This is a genomic window from Enterococcus sp. DIV0756 (assembly GCF_051710745.1).
Lineage (GTDB): Bacteria > Bacillota > Bacilli > Lactobacillales > Enterococcaceae > Enterococcus_A.
Genome location: NZ_JBIOLF010000001.1, coordinates 1,205,804 through 1,232,798, shown reverse-complemented (window position 1 = coordinate 1,232,798; position 26,995 = coordinate 1,205,804). Strand labels below are relative to the sequence as shown.

The window sequence follows — 26,995 nt, the reverse complement described above, 5'->3', positions numbered from 1 at the left end:
GATAATTGTCATAAACGGTCATTATTTTGTCTTAATCGCTGTTTCCAGCTGTTTGACTAGTCGGATAGAAAGTAAACATTTCTCTCCGTTTACCATAATGACCTCTCTTTTTTTCTTATCGATCAACTGGATATTCTTATAATTGAGTACATACGATTTGTGGATTCGCACTAGTAACGGCGATAAAGCTGGAACATCATTGATTTTCCCATAAAATTCTAACGTGCTATTCGCCAAGTGTAGAATCAATTTATGGGGCGTTGGTGCTGTTTCAAAGAACATCACCTGCTGTAATTCGAATACTCGAATTTGACTGCCAATTTTAAGCTGGATGAAATCATCGGCTTTTTGTGCTTCTTTTTGGTAATGACGCTGTGCCTGAATTAATGCCTCTTGAATTCGTTCCCGTACATCCGCGATTTCATCCTCTTTTAGAATATAGTCCATAGCCTCAACTTTATATTTGAAGGTTAATGCCAATAACTCATCATGGGTGGTAATAAACACGATTTTTCCATGTAAATCATGCTCTCTGATTTTCGCGCCTAATTGAATTCCATTCATATCACACTGCAAGTCCACATCTAAAAAATAAATTCCTCTACTATCCGGATGCTGTTCCAAATAATCAAGGATATGTTCCGGCTGATCTGTGCTGATTTTGATCTCCATGTCCAGTTCTTCGATCAGCAAATAGTTTTTAATAAACGATTCAATTTGATTCCGCTGAATCGCATTGTCTTCGCAGATAAAAATCCCCAGCATACCTAGCCCTCCTCGCCAATCACAATCACCTTTTGAATAAATTGTTGCTTATCTATAATTGTTTCCAACAGAATCTTCGGCTCTGTTGCTGTCAACTTATCGATATTGGAAAGCCCCATCCCTCTTTCATTACCCTTAGTAGAGAAACCTTTTTGTTTTAAGGTTTGCAGAGGTTCAATCTGTCTGCGTGCAGTATTTTCTATTACAAAAATGGTATCCCCTTTAACCGAGAAAATACCGATCAACAGTTTCCCATCTGAGAGCGTTTCTAGTTCTTCGATCGCATTATCTAAAAGAATACCCAGAATGCGAATCAGCACCACCGAATCAACGGCCGGATTTAAGCGTACCTTGTCATCCGCCTCGACTTGAACATGAATATTTTTTTCTTGAGCAGCTAGTAATTTCATCGTTAAAATGCTTTTTATCTCCAACGAGTCGAGTTTATTCAATTCATCCGCGTGAAGGATATCCTTTCCTAAATAATTCTTAGTCTTTTTCACACTAGAATTGAAAAAGTCTTTCAGCGCTTCGAATTCATCCTTTTCGATAAAATATTCAAGCGACGTCAGAAGATTGACATAATCATGCCGAAACTCGCGGATTCCCTGGTACTGTCTTTTCAGATCCTCAAGATAGCGATGATGGATAGCATACTCAAGCTGTCGTTTTTCTGCTTCAAGCTTTAAATCTTGATTATGAGAAATTGCTTGAATGATCGCACCACCTAAGACCGCAAAAACGAGATAGAAAACAGCTACGAAAGATTTTAAAAAGAAGGTTTCGGCGTACACGGTAATCGTCCAATAGGAGAAATAAATAATTAGTGAGATCGTTAACAAATAAGCCGCTAAATTTAACTTTTTCTTTCTTCTGATCCAAGGCAGCAGCCATTTTTTGTAAATTAAGAGACTGATAAGCAAGAGACCATAATGAAGTAGGAGAAATCCTATAAAAAACACTATACTGTTCTTTTCGAGAACAAATGATATCAGTGGTTTCGTTATATTACTGACCAATATCTCTATCAGGCATGCACTTGAGACGATCATCAAAGAAGTCACGACGTTTCTTTCCGCTGAATTTCTTACTGAGAGCATTAGGAAAAAGATATACAGCACTACGGTATCTATGTATGAGAAGCTTGTTCCAACAATCATTCCAAATAGAATAATTAATGGAATTAACAGATAGTTGATCCTTTTTTTATCTTTGATATCGTCCAGAATAAAATAATTGATTCCAAATGCTAATAAATGGGAAAAAGATAAATACCTAATTATAATCATCGGCAGCATAAGGTTTGCCCTTCCTTTTTTCGGTTATACCAAGTATACCAAAACTTAATTAAGCGGTATTAGAAAGTCTACAATTTTAAGTAATCCTTTGTAGGCTAGAAAACAAAATAATAAATTAAATGTCCAGCCCAATCCTATGATCAGTTTCTACTTTTGATAGTTTAACAACTGTTAACTATTTCGTGCGACATATTTATACCTTTTTGTTTACTCTGATAGTGAAGTCAAAAGAAGATCGCTCCTCTCAGATCAATTCAGTCATAGGTTCTAAGGGAATTGGCAAGTTTTCAATTCTTATAAGAGGGATTTGCTTTGGATTTCAAAAAAGAAAGAAAGAAGGAAAGAAAAATGAGAGCAACCATTATTTTCACTATCACATTATTAATCTTCACTATACTAAGTCTGATAATCGGTCCCTTAAGCCCGATTTTTGCTAGTGAACAGCAAAAATCCTCTGTTGAAACGATTATGAAGAATCATGAAAATACCCCATTGATGAAAAGCTATTTGGAAAATCAGCCGGAAGAGTTTGAAAAGCAATTAGCAAATGCCCCACAGAAAACCCTTGAAGAATTTCTGACCCTCGCGATTGATCAAAGACGTGACGCTTACATTCCTATCGTCCTTAAACGGATGCCCTCAGGTTGGAAGGCAGATACTTTAGCAGAAGAAATGGTAAAAAATCATTCCTTACATGCCTTTCAGTATTTAGTGAACTATACCAGTGAAACGAAACATTCTGCTTGGTTAACGATTGCTGTAAACAATGGCGATGCAGATCTTGCTAAAGCACTGGCGAAGAAGGTTTCAAAAGCAGAAGCTAGTGAATACGCGAAAAAAACGTATCAAAATATTCGCAACACAAAATTGACTTTCAAAAAAGCAAGATATGCAACGGTTTTCGAAGTCTTTCGTCCTCTGTTACCTACAAAAACCGTTAAAGAATACTATGACCAAGCAATCAAAGATGGCGAAAAAATTTTCTCCGATTATCTTGTTAAAAAGATGAATTAGGCAGCACATATTTCCTATAGTATACTGGCAAAAAGGGGCTGAGGGTCATGACCATTCGACGACGACTGATTTTTTCAAACGTATTAATGCTCATCATACCGATATTGTTATGTTTGTTGTTATCGTCAATCTTCATCAATATCATTCTTAATCGTGCGGGAATAGAGGGCAACGTTCCTGCACGAAGCAACGATGTGTTTTATCAAATGGTTGCCAAAATGAAACGGTTGTCAACGGAATGGGAAAATGACGACGAGGAAGAAATCCAGAAGGATCTTGCTGCCTTTGCTCTTCCCGAAAAAAGCAAAAACGTTTCTGTTGCTTTATACGAGGGAAACAAAGAGCTTTATCAAACCGGCGGCTTTAAGACATCTCCTCTCACCTCTTTAGCCCAGGAGAAAGCGAAGAGCCAAGGGCACTATACTATCGACAATACTGCTCTTTTTACCGTTCAAGCCGGACCGTACCGCGTGTATCTGTATAACAAAGACCATAACTATAGTAATGACACGCGCTTTGATCTGGCGAATCAAACCGTTAATCCCGGAATAGTGTTCGCTATATTTATTCTTTTGGCAATTGTCTTGACGAACGGGATCTTAACTAGGTTTGTTTTTCGCAGCATTATCAATCCTTTGAATATCCTTGTCGATGGTGTTCACGAAATCAGGGATGGGAATTTGGATTATCGGATCGCCTATGAAGGAAAGGATGAATTTGCCGGAATTTGTAATGATTTTAACGAGATGGCAAGACAACTGCAGGAACTGATTGAAGCTCGAAAGAAGGACGATGAGAACCGCCGCGAGCTTGTGGCTGGTATTTCTCATGATCTTCGCACGCCGTTAACATCGATAAAAACCTACGCAGAAGGACTTGCCGAAGGTGTCGCTACCACTCCACTGCTGCAAAAGGAGTATCTAAGAACAATCATTTCCAAAACGGACGATCTCGAACACATTGTCCAACAGCTTTTCCTCTTTTCAAAATTGGATCTTGGCGAATTTCCTTTTTCTGAAGAAATCATCGATATCGGTGCCGCTCTCGACAGCTTTGCCAAAAGAGCATCAGATGAGTATTCGGAGGATATGGTCATCACACTGGAAAATAAGACTCACCAGAAATATGTCGAAGTCGATCCTGTTCAATTGCGTACAGTGTTTACAAATTTATCAGAAAACGCCGTAAAATATGGCGCAGAGAAGAATAATCACCTATCCATAGAGTCCTATCAGGAAAATGAGCGTGTCACGATTATCTTTCAGGATAACGGACCAGGAGTATCCGAGGATTCATTGAATAAGTTGTTTGAAGTATTTTATCGTGGGAATAAGGCGCGCACCAGCACAGGGAAACGTCATGGAAATGGGTTAGGATTAGCTATTTCTGCTAAAATTATCCATCGCTTCTCAGGAACGATCCATGCTGAGAATGGCTCAGAAAACGGATTGAGGATCATCATCACATTACCTTTATTGGAGGGAATCGAGAATGGATAAGATATTGATCATTGAAGATGACGAAGCAATCGCCAAGATAGAACAGGATTTTCTCACGATCAATGGCTATGAAACAAAGGTGGTCATGAATGGGCATTTAGGGTTAAAAGAGGCCCTTTCAAATCCTTACGATCTAATTTTATTGGATTTAATGCTGCCTGACATGGATGGTTTGGAGATCTGCAAGCAGCTTCGTGAGAAACTCTCCATCCCGATCCTAATGGTAACTGCAAAGGTCGAAGATACCGATAAGATTATGGGCCTTGGGGTCGGTGCTGACGATTACATCACAAAGCCCTTCTCAGCAATGGAGCTTGTGGCTCGAGTAAAAGCAAATATCGCTCAGTATGCACGTGCCTCTCATCAAAATACTTCGACGGTTTCTGAAGTATTGGATTATGGAAAGTTTAAATTAAATACTAAAACAAGACGAGTGCTTATTGATGGTATCGAAGTAGAATTTAAGAACAGAGAGTACGAGCTGCTCCTTTTTCTAATGTCCAATCCCGAGGTTGTTTTCACTCGAGAAGAGCTTTACGAAAAGATTTGGGGATTAGATGCCCTCGGCGATAGTCGAACTGTGGCCGTCCATCTCAGCAGAATACGTGAAAAAATTGAAAAAGATCCTGCCGATCCGCAGCATATCCAAACAGTCTGGGGTGCAGGCTATCGCTTTCGACCTTAACTAACCGATCTAGACTGCAGCGAAACGCTGTTCAGTCTGGATCTTTTTTCGTTTCCTTCAGTCTCTGATCATTGCTGACTGACTTTAAGATAAATAAAAGCTTCGATTACAGCCTGCTGTGTAAGAGGAAAGCATCTTGATTTTTGACCGATTTTTTGGCAGCTAACTCCCCCTCAAATCAGGATTATTTATCCGCAAAAAAACAGTACTGCTTAGTCGCGTTTCTTTAAGCAGTACCGTTTTATTTGTATCTATATGGTTCTCAATGAATTTTCATTATGCCTGCTGAAAGCTGCAGAGCGGATTCGATTACTTCATCCATATTAAAATATTTATATTGGGCTAATCTACCACAGAGATAAAGGTTTTTCCAGGTACTCAGCTTGTTCTGATACGATTCATATTGCCTACGATTCGCCGCTGTTTCGATTGGATAATACGGCTCGAGCGCATCAGTGCCAGTATACGCACAAGGATATTCTTTTAAGATAGCTGTGACCCCTTCCTTGATTTGACACGTCAATTGTTTAAATTCCGTGATTCGTGTGAATTTCTCCTCATTTGGATAATTGACAACTGCTTCTTTTTGAAAGCGGGTTTTTCTGATGGTTTCAAAATACAGATCCAGCGAACGATAGGCTAATCGGCCAAAGCAATAGTTCAACAGCTGATCTGGCGCTCCCGTGTAGATTACTGGACCATCAAAACGTTCTCCTTCAAATGAAAGTATTCCATCATCTTCAAGTCTGAGAACCTCAGATGTTGAAACACCTAATCGACAGATAATATTTTCGTGATTCAGTATCTGGTTGAACAACTCAGTATAGCCATGCTTAGGCATGAACTGCCACTCATCTTGAAAATAGCGAGCATCATAACTCAATAAAACAGGGACGCGATTGATCACCGTGGAATCGACCTGCTCAGCTGCGATCCCCCACTGTTTTGCTGTATAGTGGACAAAAACATTTTCAAAAATGAATTCTCCTAATCGTGCCAGCTCTTCATCTTGGTGACTTATTAATTCTGAAATAGTGACGCGGTCCTTATTGGGAAAGCTTTGAACAAGCCTTTCTTTTAGTTGTTGTGCAGTCTTACTAGGAAAGAGCGTGTCTATAGCAGTAAAATTGAAAGGAATCGGTACCTCTTGACCTTGAATTCTTCCCAACACACGATGCTCATAAGGCACCCAATCAGTAAATCGATCCAGCCAGTGAAATACCCTGCGATTGTTCGTATGAAATATATGTGGTCCATACCAGTGAATCATTAAGCCGCTCTCATCTGGTCCATCAAACATATTTCCAGCAATATGCGGTCTTTGCTCTAAAACTAAAACCCTCATTCCTTTTTCGGCAAACTCTCTAGCACAAACAGAACCTGCAAAACCCGCCCCAATTACCAGTACGTCCGGTCTAAATTCCTTTTTCATCTACATCATCTCCTATAATCATTTCTTTAAACTAAAAAATTACGATGCTCCTTGCTTTGGACTTTACTTTTTGAAAAGTGCACCCAAGCGAAAACAGCCGCGCTTACGATCATAATCAGATAAAAGCTGATCCCTCTTGAAATACACAAAGCTGCAGGCAGCAGCTTCTCACTAAAAACAGCGGCAAAAACAGCGCTGAAAACCAACTCAGATATTCCCATAGAGCCCGGAAGCGGTAGCAGATCGACTGACAAAGTAACTGCCGCCTGCAAAGCCATTAAGGAAAGTATCCCTATACCTGAAAGCCCCAATCCCCGATAAATGATCCAAGTTAATAAAAAAGGCAGGGATCGTTGAATCAAGGTCATGAGAGCGGCAGAAAACAATGTCGCTTTATGTCCGCGAAAAAAATTGATGACCTGTTGATATTCAGCAATCGCTGATAACCACCTCGTTTGACGCTCTGGCGACACCTTCAAAATGCGGGTGACTGTCAAGAGTCTCTGGACCTTTAAGACTATTTTTTCCGCGTAATTGGGGCGAATCATAATGACTGTCAACAAAACAACGACGAAACTATTAAGTCCCAGTCCAAGATAAAACAACCACAAATAATCACCGAAGGAAGCTGCGATGCCTGTTGACCAGAAAAGGCAGATCCCGATTCCGATGCCCACCATCACCAGCTTATACAGAACAGCAAGAATCATCAGCACTGGCATGCTCGCTGAGACCTGAATCCCTGCACGCTTCATGTAATAAATCTGCATCGGTTGTCCGCCTGTTGCAGAAGGCGTAATTCCCGATACAAAAAAACCAACGAAGGACCAACTGATACATTGACACAGTCCAATTCCCTTTTGAAAAGAACGCAATAAATACCAGATCATCACCCCTTCCATTATCACAAACAAGAGAACCGACAGGATGCCCAATGCTAGCCATAAGAGACTCATTTCTGATAAAGCTGACAGCACTTCAGAAAGATCATTGGCTTGGAGAAAAGTGCCTACTGTTAAGAGAATCAGAATCAATAGAAGAATGATACTGAGCTTGTATTTACCAAGCATGCCCCTTCGCCTCCTTCCAATAGACTCGATCACTAAGGTAGCTAGAAAATGAGCCTTCATAAATTTTCTCAAAACCGGTTAATTCATAAAAATCTCTCGGTGTCACAAGTGAAGAATGCTTATCAAATAAAGAAATCCCTTGTTCATCTAAGAGCTTGGCTAAAAATGACGAACACGTATAATGATTCTTTTGATAAAACGGGCGTTTTACTAACAAAAAGGGCAGCCCAATGACACAATAGTGAATGGTCCAGCGTCGCTCATAGCAGGATTCCAGTTCCTTTTGGATCGCTTTTTTTTGTTCCATCGAGCAAGGCACACGAATGATTCGATAGTAGGCTGTCGGAAATTTCCGCAAAATCTTTACTGAATCCTCTTTGACAAATCCGGCAAAAAAAGGAATTGCCGGATTTCTTCGGTTGATACTATATGCTTGGTCAAAAGTCTCATCCAACGAGAGGACGACATGACAATAGTCGATACCGATGACCTTCTTAATGATGCTGGCGAAAAAACCTGGTGTATCCACTAACGCAATATATACTTCAGCCATCTGCGGGCCTCCTTTTCAACTATTGAAATTTAATGACCGTTTTGGCTGCTCGATATCCAGTGACTGTCGCGAGACTTCCGATTTTCCCAGGAAGATAGGTTAGCCCGCCGACGGTTCGCAAACGCAATTTCCAATAGAGTTTTCGATTGATTGTTTTGATATAGTTCCATAATTCCTTGCGTTTAGCCAAGGCTTCGTCTGTCCCGATCAGCAATAAATGAATCGAAGAAATCGCCAACATAATCGAGATATTCCGCATCATATAGGTAGATAACTTCGAGACCTCCACATCCGCAAGATTGGTGCATTCGGAAACGATTTTCGTCACCTTGATTTGTTGATCAATCCGCTCCATCATGACGCTTTCGTTGATCGACTGATCGTCACGACCAATGAAATAATGATACAAATCAACATCTAAATAGCAGATCTTTTTCACATAAGGTAATGGTTGATACGCGAATAGATTATCCACATAAAAAGTATTCAACGGCAGCTCTACCCCGCTCTTTCGCAGAATCTCTGTCTTGAAAATCAGCGCATGCATGATTAAGTATTGAGACGGATTAAATCGACCGATACCCTCCCAGCCACAAATCTGGTTTGTCTCAAAAACATTGCGATAATCCACCGTATGCTGTTTCTGATCAAATAAATGATCGTAGACATAATTACAAACGATCATATCGACTGTTTGCTGTTTCTCTTCCCAATTTTTCATTTGGAAAAGAACGGAAATAAGACCTCTAACATCTAGCCAATCATCAGAATCCACCACCTTGAGATAGCGGCCTGTGGCTTGAGCCAAGCCAGCATTGACTGCTCCGCCATGTCCTTTATTTTCTTGATGAACCACCTTTACGATTGTCGGATGAGCAGCAGCATATCCGTCTGCAATTGCTGCAGTAGCATCTGTGGAACCGTCATTAACGATAATGATCTCTACATCCTCTCCTCCAGCTAATAATGTATCTACACAACGTGCCAAATAATCTTGAGAATTGTAGCTTGGTACGACAAAAGTTAAATATTTCATGTTAATTCCTCCATTCTTTGATTTAGATCAGAAATTTTAGTCTAGACACTGTGAATGCCACAGCGTAAACAGTCAGTATAAAAAGAGCGGCGATAAAAATGCAGAGGGCGACAATGATAATTTTTTCCTCATTGCTCAAGGGCTCCCTTTTCCGCTTAGGATTTCTAATTTTTCCAAGAAAAAAATGTTTATCACGCATTCTCATTTTTTGCACCCCATCCTTTACTTCTTGACTACAGTTTAATCAGCAAAAAAAAATAGACCGCTACGAATTATTAAACTGTTGTTAAACTAGAACAAAACAATTCGTTAATAGAAATTGATAGAAAATAACCATAGCCTTTTAAAAACATTCTGGTTCCTTCCCTAAGAAGATAAAGCTCAGTTCATAAGATGAGCGTCTCTTTTTTAGCTATTACAAATTGCAGCAAAAGTTTCTTTTAATAAATAAAAAACCTGAATCTTATAAATAAGATTCAGGTTTTACGGATTATTCTTTTATTTAGCGAACTGTTTTAGCGTTCATTCATTTTACTCAACCAAATAATTATAAAGTAGAATAATTACTACTTTGATCGTAATCCGTAGTTTGGATGGAAAGTTTAAAAGGAATAAGTAAAAATAATTTTTCACATTTAAAATGCGACTTTAAACCGTTTGTTTTGAGTTTTCAAGCTACTTCCGATACATCTTAAACTCCAAATACAAATCATTATAGATCCCCAAATATTCCGGACCTAAATCTTTATAAACCTCCAAATGACTAATGGTCTCATCATCTGGATAAAATTGCTTGTCACCAGAAATACTTTTTGGCAGCATCGCTAATGCTTTTTTATTCGGTGTTGAATAACCGATATATTCTGCATTTTGTTTAGCTGACTCTGGCTTCAGCATAAAGTTGATAAAGTCATAGGCGCCTTCTTGATTTTTGGAGGTCTTAGGAATCACGATATTATCAAACCACAGATTTGAACCTTCAGGCGGTATCACGTAATGGAGATGCTCATTTTCAGACATCATATCTGCTGCTTCTCCAGAAAAGGTCACTGCAACGGCACTTTCTTCATTTGCCATATACATTTTGATCTCGTCAGCAACGATCGCTTTGACATTAGGAGTCAAGCTGCTTAGTTTCTGGATCGCTTGATTCAGCTGCGTCATATCTTTGCTATTGATGGAATAGCCTAAGGTGGTTAAGGACAAACCCATGACCTCTCGAGCACCATCGATTAGCATAATATTGTTCTTTAATTCTGGACGCCACAAATCGTCCCAATGTTTGATTTTGTCTCCAGCGACAAATTTATCATTATAGACGATCCCTAAGGTTCCCCAGAAATACGGAATCGAGTATTTATTCTCTCGATCAAAATCCAAATCTAAAAAGCGCGGATCAATATTTTCTAAACCATGAATTTTTGAATGATCCAATGGTAAGAGTAATTTTTCCTTCTTCATTTTTTGGATCATGTATTCACTAGGAATCGCAATATCATAGGCTGTTCCGCCTTGTTTGATTTTGGCTTCCATCGCTTCATTTGAATCGAAGGTTTCGTAATTGACCTTATAACCGTATTTTTTTTCAAACTGCTTGATTAACTCTGGATCAATGTAATCACCCCAGTTATAAATATTTAATACTTTAGAACTGGCATTGGAAGAATGATTCAAGCGAATGACCAAAAATGTCAGTAAGAGAATGATGGCGACGACACCGATAAAAAGTGATTGTAATTTTCTCATTTCAGTACTGCCACCTCCTCAAAATCACGTTTGCGTTTCCGCGCTTTCTTTGAGGTATCGCGACTAATAAAGTAATAACCCACGACTAACAGCAGAGAGAAAATAAAGACGAGGGTCGATAAGGCATTGATTTCTAAACTGATCCCTTGTCTAGCCCGTGAATAGATTTCGACTGAAAGTGTTGTAAAGCCATTTCCAGTAACAAAGAAGGTTACGGCAAAATCATCTAACGAATAGGTAAATGCCATAAAATATCCCGCAATAATTCCCGGTGTCAAAAACGGCAATATAATATTAGATAACACTTGAAAATTATTCGCTCCTAAATCTCGTGCCGCATCGATCATGGAATCATTCATTTCCTTCAGCTTCGGTAACACCATTAAAACAACGATGGGAATACTAAAGGCGATATGAGAAAGCAGCACACTGACAAAGCCTAACTGGAAGTTCTTCAAAACCCCGCCAAGCATCGTAAATAGAATCAAAAAGCTGGCACCGATGATAACATCTGGTGAAACCATAAGAATATTATTTAGTCCCAACAAGACATTTCTTGAATTTCGCTTACGTGTATAATAAATGCCCATCGCACCGAAAGTCCCAATAATCGTTGCTAACAATGCGGACAAGAATGCCAGAACAAAAGTTTGAACAACGATACTAATCAAGCGACGATCAGAAAACAAACTTTGATAATGTTCCCACGTAAATCCAGTAAAGGTACTCATATTTCCACCCTGATTAAAGGAATAGAAAATCAAATAAAAGATCGGAATGTACAATAGAATAAACACAAAAATCAAATAAATAGTGGACCAAGAAAATTTTCTTCTTCTCATTTCACCCGACCTCCCTTACGTTTTTCACCGGTTAGCATCATTACAATAAACATAGCCACGATCAGAATCACACCGATCGTAGACCCCATGCCCCAATTCTGTGTCACCAAGAAATGTTCTTCAATTGCCGTTCCCAGTGTGATCACGCGGTTCCCACCAATTAAGCGCGTCAGCATGAAGAGTGAGAGCGACGGGATAAAGACAGCTTGAACACCGCTTTTTACACCATTCAAGGAAAGTGGGAAAATTACCCGACGAAATGTATCAAAATTATTCGCTCCTAGATCGCGACTAGCACTGATCAAAGAAGGATTGATTTCCTCCAATGCATTGAAAATCGGCATGATCATAAACGGCAGTTCGATATAAGCTGCCACAAACATGAAACTAAAATCCGTGAATAGCAGTTGTTTCTGTCCGATCCCAATAAAACTCAAGAAGTCATTGACCGAACCGTTCGCGCTAAAAATACCGATAAAGGCATATGCCTTCAGCAATAAATTAATCCATGTCGGCAGAACCACCAACAGCAGTAATAATTGGCGATGCTTCAATTTCGATAAAAAGTACGCCGTCGGATAACTGATTAACAGCGTCATCAACGTAATCAAAAACGCAAATAGTACGGAATTGACGGTCATCATCAAATAGGTTTTTGAGGTTAAGTACGTATGATAATTGGTTAACGTAAAATTGCCGTTCATATCAAAGAAAGACTGATAGACGATCAAAATCACCGGGGCAATGACAAAAAACAGCAGCCAAAAAAAGTAAGGGATTGAATATAAACGACGCATATTTTTCATAGTGATCCCTCCCTAATCTTCATAGCTTTCCAAACGAGCTTCGAAGTCTTCTTCACTTTCGTTGAAGCGCATGACGTGAATGTCCTCAGGTTCAAAGTACAGACCAACTTTGCTGCCCTTTTTGGCTTTCTTCGTAGAATGGACCATCCATTCATTCCCATCCGCATCAATACAGTTCATTTCGTAATGAACCCCGCGGAACAGCTGCGTATCAACCGTCACAACCAGTTTTCCCTGTTCAGGTGTGGTCAAGGTTAAATCTTCTGGACGCAAAACGACTTCAACTGGTTCGTTGGGACGCATCCCGCCATCGACACATTCAAAGGTTTTGCCGACAAATTTGACCAGGTTATCCTCCACCATTTCACCAGCAACAATATTACTTTCTCCAACAAAATCTGCGACAAAATGATTGATTGGTTCATCGTAAATATCAACTGGTGTACCGCTTTGTACGATCTTGCCTTTATTCATCACAAAAATCTCATCACTCATAGCCAACGCTTCTTCTTGGTCATGAGTCACGAAAATAAAGGTAATACCTAAACGTTTTTGCAACGCACGCAATTCATACTGCATATCCGTTCGTAATTTCAGATCCAAAGCTGACAATGGTTCATCCAGTAATAAAATCTTTGGTTCATTGACAATTGCTCGCGCAATCGCCACCCGCTGACGTTGACCACCAGACATTTCGGTGATTTCACGATTCTCATAACCAGGTAGCTGAACTAACTTCAATGCCTCTAAGACTTTCTTCTCAATCTCTTTTTTAGACAGCTTTTTGATCTTCAAGCCAAAGGCAACATTATCAAAAACATTCATATGAGGAAACAACGCATAATCTTGAAAGACTGTATTGACCTGACGTTTGTTAGCCGGAATATCGTTCATCCGTTTTCCTTCAAAAAAAATATCGCCTTCACTAACGTCTGTGAAACCGGCGATAATTCGTAAAATCGTTGTTTTTCCGCAGCCAGAAGGTCCTAATAAGGTATAAAAACGCCCCTCTTCAATATCAAAATTTATTTTTTTCAATACGGGATCGTCATCATCGTATTGTTTGATTACATCTTTAAAGGAGATAATTGTGTTTGTCATGACTTCACGTCCTTTTTCTATAAGTAAGATTCTGTAGCGACGATCAGCACTTTGCTGACTCCATTCGCCTGGTTTTGCAGCCGGTGCGGTTTACTCGCTTCGTAATAGATACTCTCGCCTTTTTCCGCTTCATATAAGGTTTCGCCAAATTGCAGCGCCACCTTGCCTTTTAATACATAGATAAACGTTTCAGACAACGAAGGGGTAAACTGTTTATATTGTCCCTCTTTATCTAGCGTTAATAAAATGGGTTCCATTTCCTTCTCATTCGATTCAGGAATCAGCCACTTAATATGATAGCCGTGTTCCTCATCACTGTAAAAAGTAGTGTCTTCATCCTTATAGACGATTTTCTGATCACCGGTCTTTTGCTTGAAAAATTCAGCTGGTGTCACACCTAGAACTTCTAAAATATCAAAAAAAGTCTCCATAGAAGGAGAACTTAGGTCACGTTCCAACTGAGAGATGTATCCCTTAGATAAATCGGTTCGTTCACCTAACTCTTCTTGCGTTAAATTTTTTTGGATTCTAAGATTTCGCAGCTTCTCACCAATCTCCATACTCTCAGTCCTCCATTCCTTGTTTGCTAATAGTAAACTTCTTGTTTAATAGCACCATTCCAGTATACGAACTTTTCCCTAAAAATCAAGCGATCTGAATGAAATTCTTTCACGATTTTAATGGAAATTAAAAAGAAAATAAATTTGCTTTTTCTTTCATTTCCGCTAAGATAGGAGTAACTATTTTTTTAAGTACAGGGAGGCTAACAACTAATGACTTATCGCCGTTTACGTGTAATGAATGATGAAACCCTTCACACAGAGATTGAGAGCTTTACCAAACCTGAGATAAAAGAAAATGAAGTATTAGTTAAGGTGAATTATTCTGGTATTAACTATAAGGATGCATTAGCAACCAAAGCCAATACTGGGGTATTGCGCGAATATCCAATGACACCTGGTATTGATTTGGCAGGTATAATTATAGAAAGCAAAGCGGAAGAATTTAAAGTTGGTGACGAAGTATTAGTCACGGGCTATGGCTTAGGCGTCAAGCAGGATGGCGGCTTAAGCGATGTACAAGTTGTTCCAGCTTCATGGGTCGTTCACCTGCCAGAAGGTTTATCTACTAAACAGGCAATGACCTTCGGGACAGCTGGATTTACAGCTGCACTAGCGGTAGATGCGCTGCAAACTCATGGATTAAACGCGGACAGTCGGGTATTGGTTACTGGGGCGACTGGCGGTGTGGGTGGATTTGCTCTGCATTTTCTAAAACAAATCGGCTGTAAAGAGATCACTGCGCTAAGTCGAAAAGAGAATCAATTAGATTACTTGCAACAACTAGGAGCAACCGCTGTTCTCTCTCCGGCTGAATTGTTTCCAGAAAAAGTCCGTCCGTTGAATAAACAGCTCTTTGATTTTGTCATTGATACAGTCGGCGGCGATACGCTGGCTCAGGTTCTGCCTTTTATTAACTATGGAGGTAGTGCTGCTTTATGCGGAAATGCTGGCGGCATCAAACTGAGTACAACTGTCTTGCCTTTTATTTTACGAGGTGTTAACTTATTAGGCATCGATTCAGTCGAAGCCTCGATGGAGCAACGGCAAAAGCTTTGGAAAAAAATGGCGAATGAATGGGCGTTGCCTGATCATTTCCAAGTCCAACAAATTGAATTAGAGCACGTATTGGAAACGGCAAATGCCCTGTTAGAAGGAAAGCATGTAGGACGTACAATCGTTGCTTTAGGGGGAACAAACCAGTGAGAATTCTAATAACTTCAGGCGGTACTTCCGAAAAAATCGATGATGTCCGCGCGATAACGAATCATTCCAGCGGAAAGCTAGGCAAAGCGATTGCGGAAAGCTTTGCGAAAGAAAACGCGACAATTGATATGATTACTACACGTCACGCGGTAAAACCTGAAGGAAAAATGATTCATCAATACTTAATCGACTCTACCGCAGATCTTGAAAAAACATTGAAGGATTTAATGTCAGAAAATACGTATGATGTAGTCATCCATAGCATGGCGGTCAGTGATTTCACACCAGAAAGTTCGGTTACTCTTGAAGATCTTGAAGCAGCAATGGCGGCAAAACCAGCAGATTTACCAAAAGCCTTAGTAGAAGTTGCCAATGAGCGAACAGAGAAAAAAATCTCTTCAGATACCGATCATCTAGTCGTTGTTCTAAAGAAAACGCCAAAAATCATATCTTTGATCAAAAAATTGCAGCCGCAAACGATTTTGGTTGGCTTTAAATTATTAGTTGACGTGCCGATGATTGAATTATTAAATGTAGCAAAAGCCAGTCTTGAAAAAAATCAAGCTGATTTTATCTTGGCAAATGATTTAACGGAAATTCGCGGTGAAAAACATCATGGTTATCTGATCAATAGGCAGCATAAAGTCAAAGAAGCACAGACAAAAACTGAAATTGCTGAACTGATCAAAAAGGAAGTCATGAAACTGGAGGAAGTAAAATGAAAAACATCTTACTAGGAGTCAGCGGCAGCATCTCTGCCTACAAAGCAGCCGACATTACCAACCAATTAACCAAACTAGGCTATAACTTAGATGTTGTGATGACCAAGAGCAGTACGGAATTCATTACGCCCTTAACGATCCAATCCTTGTCTCACCGACGTGTCCATCTGGATGTAATTGAAGAACCTGATGCCGCATTGATCAATCATATTGCTTTGGCTAAGGCAGCCGATCTCTTTCTTGTTGCCCCTGCTTCAGCAAATATTATTGGCAAATTAGCCAACGGAATCGCGGATGATTTACTATCAACCGTAGCTCTCGCATTGCTGCCGGATACACCCAAAATTATCGCGCCAGCTATGAATACCTATATGTATCAAAACCCGATCGTCCAACGAAATTTGACCACACTAAAAGAAGTCGGTTATCAAGAAATCGAACCAAGAGAGGCCTTGCTAGCTTGCGGCGATTATGGCCGAGGTGCTTTAGCAGATATTGCTGAAATTGTGCATATCGTAAATTCGAAATTAAAGGAGTAACAAATGAAAGAGAAAAATGTTAGAAGCTTTACTTTGACCGCGATGTTTTTAGCCATCATGATTATTTTAGCGGTCACACCATTAGGATTTATTCCAATCGGTCCCATCAATGCAACGACCATGCATATCCCAGTGATTATTGCTTCGATTGTATTGGGTCCGCGCATTGGAGCTGGTCTGGGAGCTGTCTTTGGAGTAATTAGTTTAGCGAGAGCAACTGTCGTTATCACACCAATGTCTTTTGTCTTTTCACCATTTATTGCAAATCCATTAACGAATCAAGGCGACTGGCGCGCAGTTGTCGTAGCAATTATTCCGCGTATTTTGATTGGTGTCGTTCCCTATTTCGTTTATACAGGATTATATAAATTAATGAAACAAAAGGCTCGTCCGGTCAGCTTGTTCATCGCTGGTCTAGCAGGCTCGATGACGAATACAATTTTAGTCATGAACCTGATCTTTTTCTTCTTTAAAGACAGCTACGCAAATGTATTGCAAGTCACAGCAGATGCCGTTTATGGTGTCATTTTAGGAATTATTTTCGGTAGCGGTCTGGTTGAAGCGATTGTTGCAGGTATTGCGACAATGGGTGTTTGCGCCGTATTATTAAGGTTAATGAAAAAATAAAAAATGCTTGGTAGAAATCTAAATGATTTTCTACCAAGCATTTTTGTATGTTTATTATTTCGGTTCTTCGCCTAGAATCCGCACTTCGGTTTCTAAAGTCACATCGAACGTTTCTTTAATCGTTTTTTGAATATGAGCGATCAACTCAATGTAGTCAGTAGCTGTTGCATTGTTAATGTTGACGATGAAGCCAGCATGTTTTTCAGAGATTTGCGCGCCACCCCATACTAACCCCTGCAAGCCAGCATCCTGAATCAATTTCCCAGTGAAGTGACCGACTGGGCGCTTAAAGACACTGCCGCATGATGGATATTCCAACGGCTGCTTCAGCTCACGTAGTTCGGTTAATTCCTTCATCCGTTTTTCGATTTGGTCGTGATCGCCTGGTGTTAATTTGAAGGTCGCACTCAAAACAATCGCTGGTTGATCTTGAATCGCTGAATGACGGTAGGAAAAATTCATTTGGTCCTTATACCACGTTTCAAATGTGCCATCAGCCAATAATACATCCACTGATTCAAACACATCTTCCAGCTGTCCATCATACGCACCAGCATTCATGAAGACCGCGCCACCGATACTCCCAGGAATCCCACAAGCAAATTCGAATCCGGTCAACGAATGATCTAAAGCAACATATGTTGTGTCGATCAATTTCGCGCCAGCTTGGGCAATGATCGTATCTTCCTCTACTCGAATCGTTGTCATATCCGTCAGCATGATCACTAAACCACGAATACCGCCATCACGGACAATCAAATTGCTAGCGTTCCCTAAAACGATCCAAGGGATGTCATTTGAACGACAGTAATCAACTAATGCTTTCACTTCTTCATTGTCTTTGGGAAATGCTAGAGCGTCAACAGGACCGCCAGTTTTTGTAAAGGTATAATTCATTAAAGGTTCATCCAAAAGGACTTTCACACTTGGTAATGCGTTCGATAATTCAGTAATTTTCACTTTGATAAGCCTTTCTCGTTCATTACGGGTAAATTTTTCAAACATCTTTGCTATTTTAGCACGCGAGAAAAAAACTTACCACCCCTTATAGTTGATGACGAATGTGCTGTTGCAGCATTTTTTCACACAACTCATGACTTAACAAAACATTTTCCTGACGCAAATCAACATCCTCGCCTTTTAATGCGGCAATAAAGCAGATAACTAGCTGTTCAAATCCGCGTTTTTCTAACGTGGTCGTCCAATCCCCAAAACGTTGAACTTCTTCAACTGTTCCCTTTTTGATCGTCAAATCGGTCAATTGATTTAAAATCATCGTTTGTTCAGGCGAGCTCACTTGGTAACGCTCCATTTTCCCACCACTCATTAAGTCCATCGATAGGATACATTCCGTTGTTGCTGTTGAAAGCTGCAGCTGTGCGTAGGTCATCTGCCCCTTTTCTTCACGAATTTTTGAATGAACCGCCATAATTTCATCATCCAACAAGTAAACAGCCGTATCTACTAAATGAATAAATAAATCATAGATACCATATTGCGCATTCATTGCATGATTCGGCTCATTTTTTTCCAAATGAATGACATGCTTTTGCGGAAGCTGCTTTAACTGATCAACCATCGTTGCAAAGCGACGGTTAAAGCCCACCATGAACAATAGCTTTTTCTCCTTAGCCAGATCTTGCAGTTCACGCACCTCTTTTAGCTTTTCACTAACTGGCTTATCAATAAAAACCGCCACTCCTGTTTCTAGACATTGCTTAGCAATCTCAAAATGGACCTTTGTGGCAACATGAATAAAACAAGCATCGATTTTCTCAGCCAGTAATTCATCAATCGTCGAAACTGTGTTGGTAAAGTGGTATTCTTGAGAAATTTTTTCCCGCGTTTCATCGTTGCGTGTTGCGAAAATGAATGTTGCTTCCTTACGCATTTTGGCATAGGTTGGTAAATAAGCCTTTTGTGCAATTCCTCCAATGCCGATAACGCCAATTTTCATTTAACATTCTCCTCTCTCTTCTTTAGTTTATTCAAAAAATCAAAGCTATTCTATTTTTAAAATAGTGGATTGTCAGTCTGGCATCCTTTGCTTTCTGATCTTTTTTCGTTACAATTAGTCCATGAGTAAATCATTAGATTTAACAATATGGAGGAATGAACTGTGAAATTAATTTCTTGGAACGTCAATGGCCTGCGAGCTGTGATGAAAAAGAACTTTATGGACGTCTTTAATGAATTAGACGCCGATTTTTTCTGTCTGCAGGAAACCAAACTGCAAGCTGGTCAAATCGAAATGGATCTGCCCGGCTACTATGAGTATTGGAATTATGCAGAGAAAAAGGGCTATTCAGGTACTGCTATTTTTACGAAATACGAACCACTAAACGTAACTTATGGACTTGGCATTGATGAGCACGATCAAGAAGGTCGCGTGATTACACTAGAGTATCCTGAATATTACGTGATCACCTGCTACACACCCAATTCACAAAATGAATTAAAACGTTTAGACTATCGCATGACATGGGAAGAAGCTTTCTTGAATTACTTAAACGGACTCAAAGAAAAGAAACCCGTTATTTTCTGTGGTGATTTAAATGTCGCTCACGAAAACATCGACTTAAAAAATTGGAAAACCAATCAAAAAAACGCTGGCTTTACACCACAAGAACGAGAAAAATTCAGTATCTTATTAGAGAATGGCTATATTGATACCTTCCGTCATTTCTATCCAGATCAAGAGGGCATTTACTCTTGGTGGAGCTATCGCTTCAATGCTCGTAAAAACAATGCTGGGTGGCGGATTGATTACTTTGTCGTTTCTGATGACTTAAAAGAAAAACTGCAAGACGCTAAGATCCATACTGAGATTTTCGGCAGCGATCATTGCCCGGTAGAATTGGACATCAATCTTTAAAATGTTTGAAATTTTTACCGCAAGCCTTTCGCCGCTGAGAAAAATATGTTAAAACAATGGCGAAGAGGTGACCCTGTTGAATTTTATCGCAATGGACTTTGAAACAGCCAATTACCAAACCCATAGTGCTTGTTCATTAGCACTCGTAATGGTTAAAAACAGTCAAATCGTGGGTGAGTATTATTCTTTAATCAAACCAGAAACAGAATTCTTCTGGAAAAACATTCAGATCCATGGGATTCATCCAGAGGACGTGGAGGATGCACCAAAATTTCCTGAAGTATGGCAAGAAATCCAACACTACTATCAGGAGAATCGTTTGATTGTCGCTCACAATGCCGGCTTTGATACAAAGATATTAGCTGGCTGTCTGGATTATTATCATCTAGAGCAGCCCTCTTATTTGTCACTTTGTACAGTTCGAACCAGTCGCCGACTATTTCCAGAAATGCCAAATCATCGACTGAACACCGTCTGTGAAGAATTAGCGATTCCGTTAGAACATCATCATGATGCTTTAGAAGACAGCCGAGCCTGTGCTAAAATTTTGCTTTATCAGGAAGACCATTTTGGCGTAGATCCTTTGAAAAAATTAGTTTTACCAATATAGCTAGACATGAAGCGAAGCGCTCTGCTTCGCTTCTTTAATTGATTAATTTACTCATTAACAAAACATCTAAAAAATCCCCTCGAGCATCTCGCGCGCCGCGTTCCATCACTGCCTCGGTTTCAAAACCAAATTTTTGATATAAATGAATCGCCCGTTCGTTTCTTTTTTGCACTGTCAATTCTAAGCGGTGTAATGGCGAAGCATTCTCACTCCAATAGATAACCTCATCTAGAAGCGCCGTTCCAAGACCGATTCCCCAAAAATCTTTCAGTACGCTAATCCCGATCTCACCGATATGTGACACAGTAAACTCCGGTGCGGCTTTGACTGAAGCCATTGCGACGATCTTCCCATCAGCAAAAGCCAATAACAGCAAATTGTTCTCACTTTCATATAAATCCGCCAGCTGCAGGCTCAACATTTCTTCAGTTAATCCTAAGCCCACTTCATCCATAATCAAGTAATCCGTTTCTTTTGCTATTTGACGGCTAATTTGTAGTAACTCCGCTGCATCATCAGGGATTGCTTCTCTCAACGTGACTTCTACTTCACTCATTTCACTTCCCACGCTTTCAAAATTCGCGTCTTAAATGCTTCCGCCTGTTTTCCATTCGCGATTAAATCAACACGACGCAGAGTTTCCTCTTGATCATCTTTCACTAAAATCAATTCTAGGTAATCCTCCGGCATATATTCCCCTAGCTGCTGCCCCCATTCGATCACTGATAAGCCATCACCTTCGAAATAATCGTCTAAACCTAGGTCATCGGCACCTGATTCGATCCGATAGACATCCATATGATAAAGCGGCAAACGCCCCTGTTGATATTCTCGAATGATCGTATAGGTCGGACTTTTGATCATTTGATCGATTCCTAAACCCAATGCAATTCCTTTAGTTAGGGTCGTCTTGCCTGCCCCTAATTCTCCGGTCAACACTAAATTGTCACTGGCTTGGGCTACCGTGCCAATCATTTTTCCTAATCGTTCCGTGGCTGCTGTATCGACTAATGTTATCACGTGTTTTCTCCTCTTTTCTGCTACCAATTTAGTATAACGATTTAAGCATTGAGAGAAAAGAAAAAGATTCTTCATTTTTGATACCATATCTATAGAGATTTTTAGACAAACAAAAAAAGATAAGCATTTAGCCTATCTTATTGATTGCCGAGCTTATTTAATTAGTTGAATTTGATTGCTTCTGACGCTTCAACTGATTTGGATTTTGGCGTATAGCTTTCAGTAGCACCTGGAAATAAAACCATAATCGTACTTGCTTTTCCTTGTGCTTTCAAATAGTCTCGATCTATAACAGCCAGCTTTGTTTCTGGTGTAACCTTATCAGTTTCGCTAACAAGAATATCAAATCCTTGACCTTGTAACTCCACTGTATCAATACCAATATGGATCAGCATCTCTTTCCCATCACTCATTTCAAGCCCAATCGCATGCTTAGTTGGAAAGATACTGGTTACTATTCCTGCAATAGGAGAAAAAATTTCATTTGATGCAGGTTCAACCGCAAATCCTGGTCCCATCATCCCTTGAGAAAAAACAGGATCACTTACTTCAGACAACGGAATCAACTGTCCTTCCGCTGGACTAAAAATTTTATCTTTCTTTTTGAACATAGAGAACATTTTTTAAACTCCTTTCATCCTCATCGCAATAAATAGAAGGATTGCCGTAATTAAACTAATAAATCCGATTGAAAAATAGAAAATAATCATTGTATTGCGTGAGACAGACTGATTTTCAGCAATCATTTTTTTATTATAGAAATAGCACAAAGCAGCGCCAATAATATTTCCTGTCAAAACTTGCTGAAACAAACTAAAGGTTAAGAAACGTTTTTCAACGAAAAAACTCTTCTCACTTTGAGAACTAATAAAATACAGACAAGCTGCTTGAAAGAGCATTAAAAATGACAGCAGCAAGCCTAATGTTAGTCCCGGAATTTGAAGAATAAGATGTTGGATGGACACCTGCTGATTAAAGCTTACTAAAAATAAATAGAAGTAAAAGAGCACCGGCATCATAACCCAATAGCCAAGTAAGACATTTCTTTTAACTCTTAAAGATTTAAGCGCTATCATTTTAAATTCTCCTTTTATGTCAAAATTTAGATAAGTTTTAAGTCGATGAATCAGTACTTTTCTCAAGTGTATAAATGCCATAGGATCGTAGCAAGTAATCCATTAAACAGCTTAGTCCAATCAAGGATTGCGATTGAAGTCTTCTTCTGCCGATTAGAAAAAAGTCACAATAAAAATTTAAATGATGCGTACTGTGTCTAGCAAAATAGTTATCTCCGACTGCCGTAACCGCCAGTACTGGAATTTTTCGAACTTCAAATGCTGTTAGATTCTCTTTGACATCATCTGTTTCTCCACTCAAGGATGCAATCACTACACAATCATTTTGAGTAATCATCGGCATCACCATGTCCAACTCTGTTTTGTTCGGCAAAACCAGTGCACGTTTATCGACATTTAATAACATTTTATAGAATTCATCGATAATGTTTTTTTGAGAAAAACCAGTTGCATAACAATAAATCGTTTGGCTTCGATCGAACATCTCGTTGATTGGCTCCAAGTTCACTGATTGCATGTACTCAATCGTCTTCTTGATATCATCGAGTTGCTTTTCAAAAATATCCTTGTCGCTAGTTTCCTGCTGTTGACTGGTTTCAGTGTGCCGTAAAAAATACTTTAATTCTGAGTAACCGGAAAAGCCAAGCTTCTTCGTCGTTCTTAATACAGATGATTTAGATGCATGGACCATATCGGCAAGCTCCATAATTCCTGAGGTTCTAACTTTCTCAGGATTTGCAAGCATGAATTGCAAGATGTCTTTATCCAACTCACTCAGTTCTGCTAAATGTTGATGAATCAACTGCTCTAATGTCATAATTTTCCCCCTCCTACACTATTATACGTGATGGAGGAGGAAAAAATGTTGTTTTTCATCGCAACTAACTTAATTCTGGCCAAAATTCTTTATTCGCTTCGACCAGATCATCTAATAATTCTTTCGCAATCCGAGCATTTGGTACGATTCTTGACAATGCCAATGCTTGATACAATTTTTGATAGGATTTTTCTGCCCAAGCTTCAACCACTAATTTTTCGACTGCTACCTGTTGCTCCATCAACCCTTTTTGGAAGCGTGGAATTTTACCTTGAGTCAGCGGTTCTGGACCATTACTGCCGACAACACATGGCACTTCAACCATCGCTGTTTCATCAAAGTTGACGATCGCTCCTTCATTTGGCACAATCAGCAGCATTCTTTCGTGTGTGTTATAAGCAATAGCACGAGCAAGATCGACGATATAACTTGCGTGCTCATCCACTTCTAAAGATGTCCCTTCCGCTGTTCCTGCTTCTGCAATCCGGTCACATTCACTGAATACATGCTGTTCACGTCCAGCCATAACCTCATTTGCCCGTGTATATTCCGGATTTGCATGAGCAACCTCATCTTGTGGATAGAAGTAATATTTTAAATACGTGTTTGGCAATGTATCTGGATCTAACGCATAAACTTCTTTTGCCTTAGCAAATGTATGCATCCAGCTAGCATCGGTATGCTGAGATTCTTCGATTTCTTCTGGTAGTGAATAACCGTGATCTTTAACATGCGCCTTAATTTGCGGCATCAAATCGTTGCCTTCTTTGTCGCGAATATCTGTCCACCAGCCAAAATGATTCAGTCCATAATAGCGAACCTCCATTTCTTTTCGTGATTTCAAACCGATTGAATGCGCCATCCGTTCTTCGATCCCTACAGGCATATCACAAATATTAATGATCTTTGATTCTGGTCTTAATTTTCTAGTTGCCTCAGCCACAATCGCTGCTGGATTAGAGTAGTTCAGCATCCAAGCATCTGGCGAATATTTTTCCATATAGTCAACTAGCTCTAAAACTCCGCCAATCGAACGCATTCCATAGGCGATCCCACCAGGTCCACAGGTTTCCTGACCAACGACCCCATATTTCAATGGAATCTTTTCATCCTTTTCACGCATCGCATATAACCCAACACGAATGTGTGCCATCACAAAATCGACATCAGTGAAGGCGGTTTCTGGATCCGTGGTTGCCACAAACGAAATTTCCGGTGCACGTTCCTTCAGTAAGATTTCACAGGCATTTGCAACATGATCTTGACGCTCTTTCAAATTATCGTAAAATTTGATTTGTCTGATTGGGAATTTGTCTAGGTTGTCTAGGAGCATTAATACAATCCCTGGTGTAAATGTACTTCCTCCGCCTGCAATAACAATTGAAAATTTCTTCATCTTAAATTCTCTCCTTTTAATTTCTTAGTTTTCAATATCCATTAGTGTTTCAAACTGTTCTCTGACCTGCGGCACATCCAGACCCACAATTACTTGGAAGGCATTTCCATTTCGGACAACGCCATGAGCTCCGCCTGAACGAAAAACATCATCCGGTTGAACAAGCGCTTCGTCTTTGACTGTAATTCGTAAGCGGGTGGCACAGTTATTAACCTTCTCGATGTTCTCTGCCCCGCCAAATCCGTCTAAATAAACTGCTGCTTGTTCCGTATATTGATTCGCACCTTCTAAGACCGGTGCGTTGCCGCCTTGTTTTGCTTTGTAATCCTTTTTAGAATATAGTTTAATATCTTGCGAATTTTCCTCCCGACCTGGCGTTGCTAGATTGAACTTAAGAATCAAGAAACGGAAGACGAAGAAGTAGATCACGATAAACGCAAGTCCGATAATCAATTGGATAAAAATCATACTTTTATGATTTTGGAACAATGGAATCCAAACCTTTGCCAATAGGTCGATGAAGCCTCCACCCATATCTCCTACGACTCCAAAGCCATACATTGTCGCGGCCATTGTTGCGGCTAAAAGGGCGTGAACTGCGAATAGTGGTGGTGATACGAATAAGAAAGTAAATTCCAATGGTTCGGTAATCCCCGCCAAAACTGCGGTCAAGGTTGCTGGAATAAGAATCGCCAAAACTTTTTTTCTATTTTCAGGCTTCGCTGTAAAGTAGAAGGCTGCCGCAATTCCCGGTGATGCAAAGATCTTTGAGTTTCCATGTAGAGCAAAACCGCCTTCTGGGAATAACTGTTTCAACGGTGTCGTTGTTTGGGCAAATTCTTGTAAATGTCCCATCCAATATTTGGTGATCCCGTCTTCGACAACAGCTGGACCATAAACAAATGGTGTATAGATAAAATGATGAAGCCCCGTCGGTATCAAGATTCGTTCTAAGAAGGTGTAGAGCCACACGCCGAAGATCCCTGCACTTGCTAAAAATCCTTGTAATGAGCCAATTCCTTGTTGCACTTTGGGCCAAATCAAGCAGATTAGAAAAGCAATCGGCAGCATCGCGAAGAATCCTAAAATAACAATGAATGACGATCCTTGAAAGATCCCTAGAAAGTCTGGCAATTTCTTTTCGAAATAGCGATTATGCAGAAAAACAACAATGGCTGAAATAAAAATTGCGCCAATAATTCCGGTATCTAGCGTTTTGATTCCGCCAATTAATTTAAGTCCGCTTTCTCCTCCAGGCTCCGCTGCAAAGTTTACTCCGAAAAAATCGCCGAAGTATTCAAGCATTGAAGAAATGAAATAATTACAGGTGGTATATACGACAAATGCCTCCATCGCAGCTCGCGCATTTGCTTTTTTTGCTAACCCAATCGACAACCCAATAACAAATAGTAGTTCCATCTGATTAAAGACTGTCCATGCACCATTTTCTACAATACTCCAAATGGAATACCAAGTTGTCCCTTCACTTGCGATACTCCCTACAAGCATAGGATTTTTGAAAATGATACAAAGTGCCACCATTATTCCTGAAAATGAAAATAATAGCACTGGGGTAAACATCGCCCCTCCAAAACGCTGAATCTTTTCCATCATGACAAAAACACATCTCCTTCCAATAAGTTCTTCTTCCTGTTTACATTTCTGACTATACAGGCTGCAAAAAAGCGTTTTCAATATTA

Annotated in this window: 29 protein-coding genes; 9 read left to right on the top strand and 20 right to left on the bottom strand. The window is 39.8% G+C overall.

All coding sequences use genetic code 11. The features are described from left to right. Positions 1 to 21 precede the first annotated feature (21 nt). Together IGI44_RS05895 and IGI44_RS05890 are read right to left on the bottom strand one after the other, a co-directional pair. Positions 22 to 765: a LytR/AlgR family response regulator transcription factor gene (locus IGI44_RS05895; protein WP_438786867.1), complete on the bottom strand. Its 744-nt coding sequence runs from the start codon at positions 763 to 765 to the stop codon at positions 22 to 24. Positions 766 to 767: 2 nt separating this feature from the next. Further along, a complete protein-coding gene (locus IGI44_RS05890) occupies positions 768 to 1,727 on the bottom strand; it encodes a GHKL domain-containing protein (RefSeq protein WP_438786866.1) in 960 nt (319 codons plus the stop codon). A gap of 684 nt (positions 1,728 to 2,411) precedes the next feature. Between IGI44_RS05890 and IGI44_RS05885 the strand changes: the two genes are divergently transcribed. Genes IGI44_RS05885 through IGI44_RS05875 form a run of 3 tightly spaced genes read left to right on the top strand, consistent with a single transcriptional unit; the run spans position 2,412 to position 5,261 of the window. Continuing rightward, positions 2,412 to 3,077, top strand: a complete 666-nt coding sequence (locus tag IGI44_RS05885) for a hypothetical protein (RefSeq protein WP_438786865.1) — start codon at positions 2,412 to 2,414, stop codon at positions 3,075 to 3,077. Between the two features lie 47 nt (positions 3,078 to 3,124). Next, entirely contained in the window at positions 3,125 to 4,576 is a 1,452-nt protein-coding gene (locus IGI44_RS05880; protein ID WP_438786864.1) for an ATP-binding protein, read from the top strand. Beyond that, complete coding sequence (locus IGI44_RS05875; protein ID WP_438786863.1) at positions 4,569 to 5,261, top strand: response regulator transcription factor; 693 nt, start codon at positions 4,569 to 4,571, stop codon at positions 5,259 to 5,261. The genes IGI44_RS05880 and IGI44_RS05875 overlap by 8 nt, the downstream gene beginning before the upstream one ends. Before the next feature lie 262 nt (positions 5,262 to 5,523). On the opposite strand, the gene glf is transcribed toward IGI44_RS05875, so the two are convergent. From glf to IGI44_RS05830, 9 genes are all read right to left on the bottom strand, one after another. After that, positions 5,524 to 6,693 (bottom strand): UDP-galactopyranose mutase, encoded by a 1,170-nt coding sequence (glf, locus tag IGI44_RS05870; protein WP_438786862.1) that lies wholly within the window; start codon positions 6,691 to 6,693, stop codon positions 5,524 to 5,526. 26 nt (positions 6,694 to 6,719) lie between these two features. Further along, a complete protein-coding gene (locus IGI44_RS05865) occupies positions 6,720 to 7,763 on the bottom strand; it encodes a lysylphosphatidylglycerol synthase transmembrane domain-containing protein (protein WP_438786861.1) in 1,044 nt (347 codons plus the stop codon). Next, positions 7,753 to 8,316, bottom strand: a complete 564-nt coding sequence (locus IGI44_RS05860) for a hypothetical protein (RefSeq protein WP_438786860.1) — start codon at positions 8,314 to 8,316, stop codon at positions 7,753 to 7,755. The genes IGI44_RS05865 and IGI44_RS05860 overlap by 11 nt, the downstream gene beginning before the upstream one ends. A 19-nt stretch (positions 8,317 to 8,335) precedes the next feature. Then, complete coding sequence (locus IGI44_RS05855; RefSeq protein WP_438786859.1) at positions 8,336 to 9,352, bottom strand: glycosyltransferase family 2 protein; 1,017 nt, start codon at positions 9,350 to 9,352, stop codon at positions 8,336 to 8,338. Positions 9,353 to 10,027: 675 nt separating this feature from the next. Continuing rightward, positions 10,028 to 11,098, bottom strand: a complete 1,071-nt coding sequence (locus tag IGI44_RS05850; RefSeq protein ID WP_438786858.1) for an ABC transporter substrate-binding protein — start codon at positions 11,096 to 11,098, stop codon at positions 10,028 to 10,030. Further along, positions 11,095 to 11,940 (bottom strand): ABC transporter permease, encoded by an 846-nt coding sequence (locus tag IGI44_RS05845; protein ID WP_438786857.1) that lies wholly within the window; start codon positions 11,938 to 11,940, stop codon positions 11,095 to 11,097. Before IGI44_RS05845 ends, IGI44_RS05850 begins: the two co-directional genes overlap by 4 nt. Next, complete coding sequence (locus tag IGI44_RS05840) at positions 11,937 to 12,746, bottom strand: ABC transporter permease (RefSeq protein WP_016181860.1); 810 nt, start codon at positions 12,744 to 12,746, stop codon at positions 11,937 to 11,939. Before IGI44_RS05840 ends, IGI44_RS05845 begins: the two co-directional genes overlap by 4 nt. 12 nt (positions 12,747 to 12,758) lie before the next feature. After that, positions 12,759 to 13,847, bottom strand: a complete 1,089-nt coding sequence (locus IGI44_RS05835; RefSeq protein WP_216408383.1) for an ABC transporter ATP-binding protein — start codon at positions 13,845 to 13,847, stop codon at positions 12,759 to 12,761. A 17-nt stretch (positions 13,848 to 13,864) separates the two neighbouring features. After that, positions 13,865 to 14,407 carry a helix-turn-helix domain-containing protein gene (locus IGI44_RS05830; protein WP_049218705.1) on the bottom strand — a complete coding sequence of 181 codons (543 nt, stop codon included), beginning with the start codon at positions 14,405 to 14,407 and terminating at the stop codon, positions 13,865 to 13,867. A 213-nt stretch (positions 14,408 to 14,620) separates the two neighbouring features. Here IGI44_RS05830 and IGI44_RS05825 point away from each other — a divergent pair, with 213 nt between their 5' ends. The 4 genes from IGI44_RS05825 to IGI44_RS05810 are packed head-to-tail and all read left to right on the top strand — an operon-like array spanning position 14,621 to position 17,501. After that, positions 14,621 to 15,613 carry a YhdH/YhfP family quinone oxidoreductase gene (locus IGI44_RS05825; RefSeq protein WP_438786856.1) on the top strand — a complete coding sequence of 331 codons (993 nt, stop codon included), beginning with the start codon at positions 14,621 to 14,623 and terminating at the stop codon, positions 15,611 to 15,613. Further along, positions 15,610 to 16,335 carry a phosphopantothenate--cysteine ligase gene (locus IGI44_RS05820; protein WP_438786855.1) on the top strand — a complete coding sequence of 242 codons (726 nt, stop codon included), beginning with the start codon at positions 15,610 to 15,612 and terminating at the stop codon, positions 16,333 to 16,335. Before IGI44_RS05825 ends, IGI44_RS05820 begins: the two co-directional genes overlap by 4 nt. Then, positions 16,332 to 16,874 (top strand): phosphopantothenoylcysteine decarboxylase, encoded by a 543-nt coding sequence (gene coaC / locus IGI44_RS05815; RefSeq protein ID WP_438786854.1) that lies wholly within the window; start codon positions 16,332 to 16,334, stop codon positions 16,872 to 16,874. Before IGI44_RS05820 ends, coaC begins: the two co-directional genes overlap by 4 nt. Before the next feature lie 3 nt (positions 16,875 to 16,877). Beyond that, positions 16,878 to 17,501, top strand: a complete 624-nt coding sequence (locus IGI44_RS05810; protein ID WP_438786853.1) for an ECF transporter S component — start codon at positions 16,878 to 16,880, stop codon at positions 17,499 to 17,501. A 54-nt stretch (positions 17,502 to 17,555) separates the two neighbouring features. Here the strand turns inward: IGI44_RS05810 and murB are convergent, their stop codons facing one another. Both murB and IGI44_RS05800 read right to left on the bottom strand, forming a co-directional pair. After that, positions 17,556 to 18,461: a UDP-N-acetylmuramate dehydrogenase gene (gene murB, locus IGI44_RS05805; protein ID WP_438786852.1), complete on the bottom strand. Its 906-nt coding sequence runs from the start codon at positions 18,459 to 18,461 to the stop codon at positions 17,556 to 17,558. An 85-nt stretch (positions 18,462 to 18,546) separates the two neighbouring features. Beyond that, on the bottom strand, positions 18,547 to 19,458 hold the full coding sequence (locus IGI44_RS05800) for a Gfo/Idh/MocA family protein (protein ID WP_438786851.1): 912 nt from the start codon (positions 19,456 to 19,458) through the stop codon (positions 18,547 to 18,549). A 162-nt stretch (positions 19,459 to 19,620) separates the two neighbouring features. On the opposite strand from IGI44_RS05800, the gene IGI44_RS05795 reads away from it, so the two are divergent. Continuing rightward, positions 19,621 to 20,376, top strand: a complete 756-nt coding sequence (locus tag IGI44_RS05795) for an exodeoxyribonuclease III (protein ID WP_438786850.1) — start codon at positions 19,621 to 19,623, stop codon at positions 20,374 to 20,376. A 76-nt stretch (positions 20,377 to 20,452) separates the two neighbouring features. Beyond that, positions 20,453 to 20,986: a 3'-5' exonuclease gene (locus IGI44_RS05790; RefSeq protein ID WP_438786849.1), complete on the top strand. Its 534-nt coding sequence runs from the start codon at positions 20,453 to 20,455 to the stop codon at positions 20,984 to 20,986. A gap of 34 nt (positions 20,987 to 21,020) precedes the next feature. On the opposite strand, the gene IGI44_RS05785 is transcribed toward IGI44_RS05790, so the two are convergent. From IGI44_RS05785 to IGI44_RS05755, 7 genes are all read right to left on the bottom strand, one after another. Further along, the gene (locus IGI44_RS05785; RefSeq protein WP_438786848.1) at positions 21,021 to 21,542 is read right to left on the bottom strand and encodes a GNAT family N-acetyltransferase; all 522 of its coding nucleotides are present in this window, start codon (positions 21,540 to 21,542) and stop codon (positions 21,021 to 21,023) included. Continuing rightward, on the bottom strand, positions 21,539 to 22,006 hold the full coding sequence (gene tsaE / locus IGI44_RS05780) for a tRNA (adenosine(37)-N6)-threonylcarbamoyltransferase complex ATPase subunit type 1 TsaE (RefSeq protein ID WP_438786847.1): 468 nt from the start codon (positions 22,004 to 22,006) through the stop codon (positions 21,539 to 21,541). Before tsaE ends, IGI44_RS05785 begins: the two co-directional genes overlap by 4 nt. A gap of 161 nt (positions 22,007 to 22,167) precedes the next feature. Further along, entirely contained in the window at positions 22,168 to 22,626 is a 459-nt protein-coding gene (locus IGI44_RS05775) for a PTS sugar transporter subunit IIA (protein WP_438786846.1), read from the bottom strand. Positions 22,627 to 22,629: 3 nt separating this feature from the next. Further along, positions 22,630 to 23,082: a hypothetical protein gene (locus tag IGI44_RS05770; RefSeq protein ID WP_438786845.1), complete on the bottom strand. Its 453-nt coding sequence runs from the start codon at positions 23,080 to 23,082 to the stop codon at positions 22,630 to 22,632. 37 nt (positions 23,083 to 23,119) lie between these two features. Continuing rightward, positions 23,120 to 23,899 carry a MurR/RpiR family transcriptional regulator gene (locus IGI44_RS05765; protein ID WP_438786844.1) on the bottom strand — a complete coding sequence of 260 codons (780 nt, stop codon included), beginning with the start codon at positions 23,897 to 23,899 and terminating at the stop codon, positions 23,120 to 23,122. A 64-nt stretch (positions 23,900 to 23,963) separates the two neighbouring features. After that, complete coding sequence (locus IGI44_RS05760; protein WP_438786843.1) at positions 23,964 to 25,295, bottom strand: 6-phospho-alpha-glucosidase; 1,332 nt, start codon at positions 25,293 to 25,295, stop codon at positions 23,964 to 23,966. A gap of 24 nt (positions 25,296 to 25,319) precedes the next feature. Beyond that, entirely contained in the window at positions 25,320 to 26,909 is a 1,590-nt protein-coding gene (locus IGI44_RS05755; protein ID WP_438786842.1) for an alpha-glucoside-specific PTS transporter subunit IIBC, read from the bottom strand. Between the last annotated feature and the right edge of the window lie 86 nt (positions 26,910 to 26,995).

Coding starts and splice junctions, on each gene's coding strand:
- IGI44_RS05885 (WP_438786865.1), top strand. CDS start 2,412: ATGAGAGCAACCATTATTTTCACTATCACATTATTAATCTTCACTATA.
- IGI44_RS05800 (WP_438786851.1), bottom strand. CDS start 19,458: ATGAAAATTGGCGTTATCGGCATTGGAGGAATTGCACAAAAGGCTTAT.
- IGI44_RS05775 (WP_438786846.1), bottom strand. CDS start 22,626: ATGTTCTCTATGTTCAAAAAGAAAGATAAAATTTTTAGTCCAGCGGAA.
- IGI44_RS05770 (WP_438786845.1), bottom strand. CDS start 23,082: ATGATAGCGCTTAAATCTTTAAGAGTTAAAAGAAATGTCTTACTTGGC.
- IGI44_RS05880 (WP_438786864.1), top strand. CDS start 3,125: ATGACCATTCGACGACGACTGATTTTTTCAAACGTATTAATGCTCATC.
- IGI44_RS05840 (WP_016181860.1), bottom strand. CDS start 12,746: ATGAAAAATATGCGTCGTTTATATTCAATCCCTTACTTTTTTTGGCTG.
- IGI44_RS05810 (WP_438786853.1), top strand. CDS start 16,878: ATGAAAGAGAAAAATGTTAGAAGCTTTACTTTGACCGCGATGTTTTTA.
- IGI44_RS05785 (WP_438786848.1), bottom strand. CDS start 21,542: ATGAGTGAAGTAGAAGTCACGTTGAGAGAAGCAATCCCTGATGATGCA.
- coaC (WP_438786854.1), top strand. CDS start 16,332: ATGAAAAACATCTTACTAGGAGTCAGCGGCAGCATCTCTGCCTACAAA.
- IGI44_RS05865 (WP_438786861.1), bottom strand. CDS start 7,763: ATGCTTGGTAAATACAAGCTCAGTATCATTCTTCTATTGATTCTGATT.
- IGI44_RS05895 (WP_438786867.1), bottom strand. CDS start 765: ATGCTGGGGATTTTTATCTGCGAAGACAATGCGATTCAGCGGAATCAA.
- IGI44_RS05875 (WP_438786863.1), top strand. CDS start 4,569: ATGGATAAGATATTGATCATTGAAGATGACGAAGCAATCGCCAAGATA.
- IGI44_RS05830 (WP_049218705.1), bottom strand. CDS start 14,407: ATGGAGATTGGTGAGAAGCTGCGAAATCTTAGAATCCAAAAAAATTTA.
- IGI44_RS05845 (WP_438786857.1), bottom strand. CDS start 11,940: ATGAGAAGAAGAAAATTTTCTTGGTCCACTATTTATTTGATTTTTGTG.
- IGI44_RS05755 (WP_438786842.1), bottom strand. CDS start 26,909: ATGATGGAAAAGATTCAGCGTTTTGGAGGGGCGATGTTTACCCCAGTG.
- glf (WP_438786862.1), bottom strand. CDS start 6,693: ATGAAAAAGGAATTTAGACCGGACGTACTGGTAATTGGGGCGGGTTTT.
- IGI44_RS05855 (WP_438786859.1), bottom strand. CDS start 9,352: ATGAAATATTTAACTTTTGTCGTACCAAGCTACAATTCTCAAGATTAT.
- IGI44_RS05850 (WP_438786858.1), bottom strand. CDS start 11,098: ATGAGAAAATTACAATCACTTTTTATCGGTGTCGTCGCCATCATTCTC.
- IGI44_RS05825 (WP_438786856.1), top strand. CDS start 14,621: ATGACTTATCGCCGTTTACGTGTAATGAATGATGAAACCCTTCACACA.
- IGI44_RS05860 (WP_438786860.1), bottom strand. CDS start 8,316: ATGGCTGAAGTATATATTGCGTTAGTGGATACACCAGGTTTTTTCGCC.
- IGI44_RS05765 (WP_438786844.1), bottom strand. CDS start 23,899: ATGACATTAGAGCAGTTGATTCATCAACATTTAGCAGAACTGAGTGAG.
- IGI44_RS05835 (WP_216408383.1), bottom strand. CDS start 13,847: ATGACAAACACAATTATCTCCTTTAAAGATGTAATCAAACAATACGAT.
- IGI44_RS05760 (WP_438786843.1), bottom strand. CDS start 25,295: ATGAAGAAATTTTCAATTGTTATTGCAGGCGGAGGAAGTACATTTACA.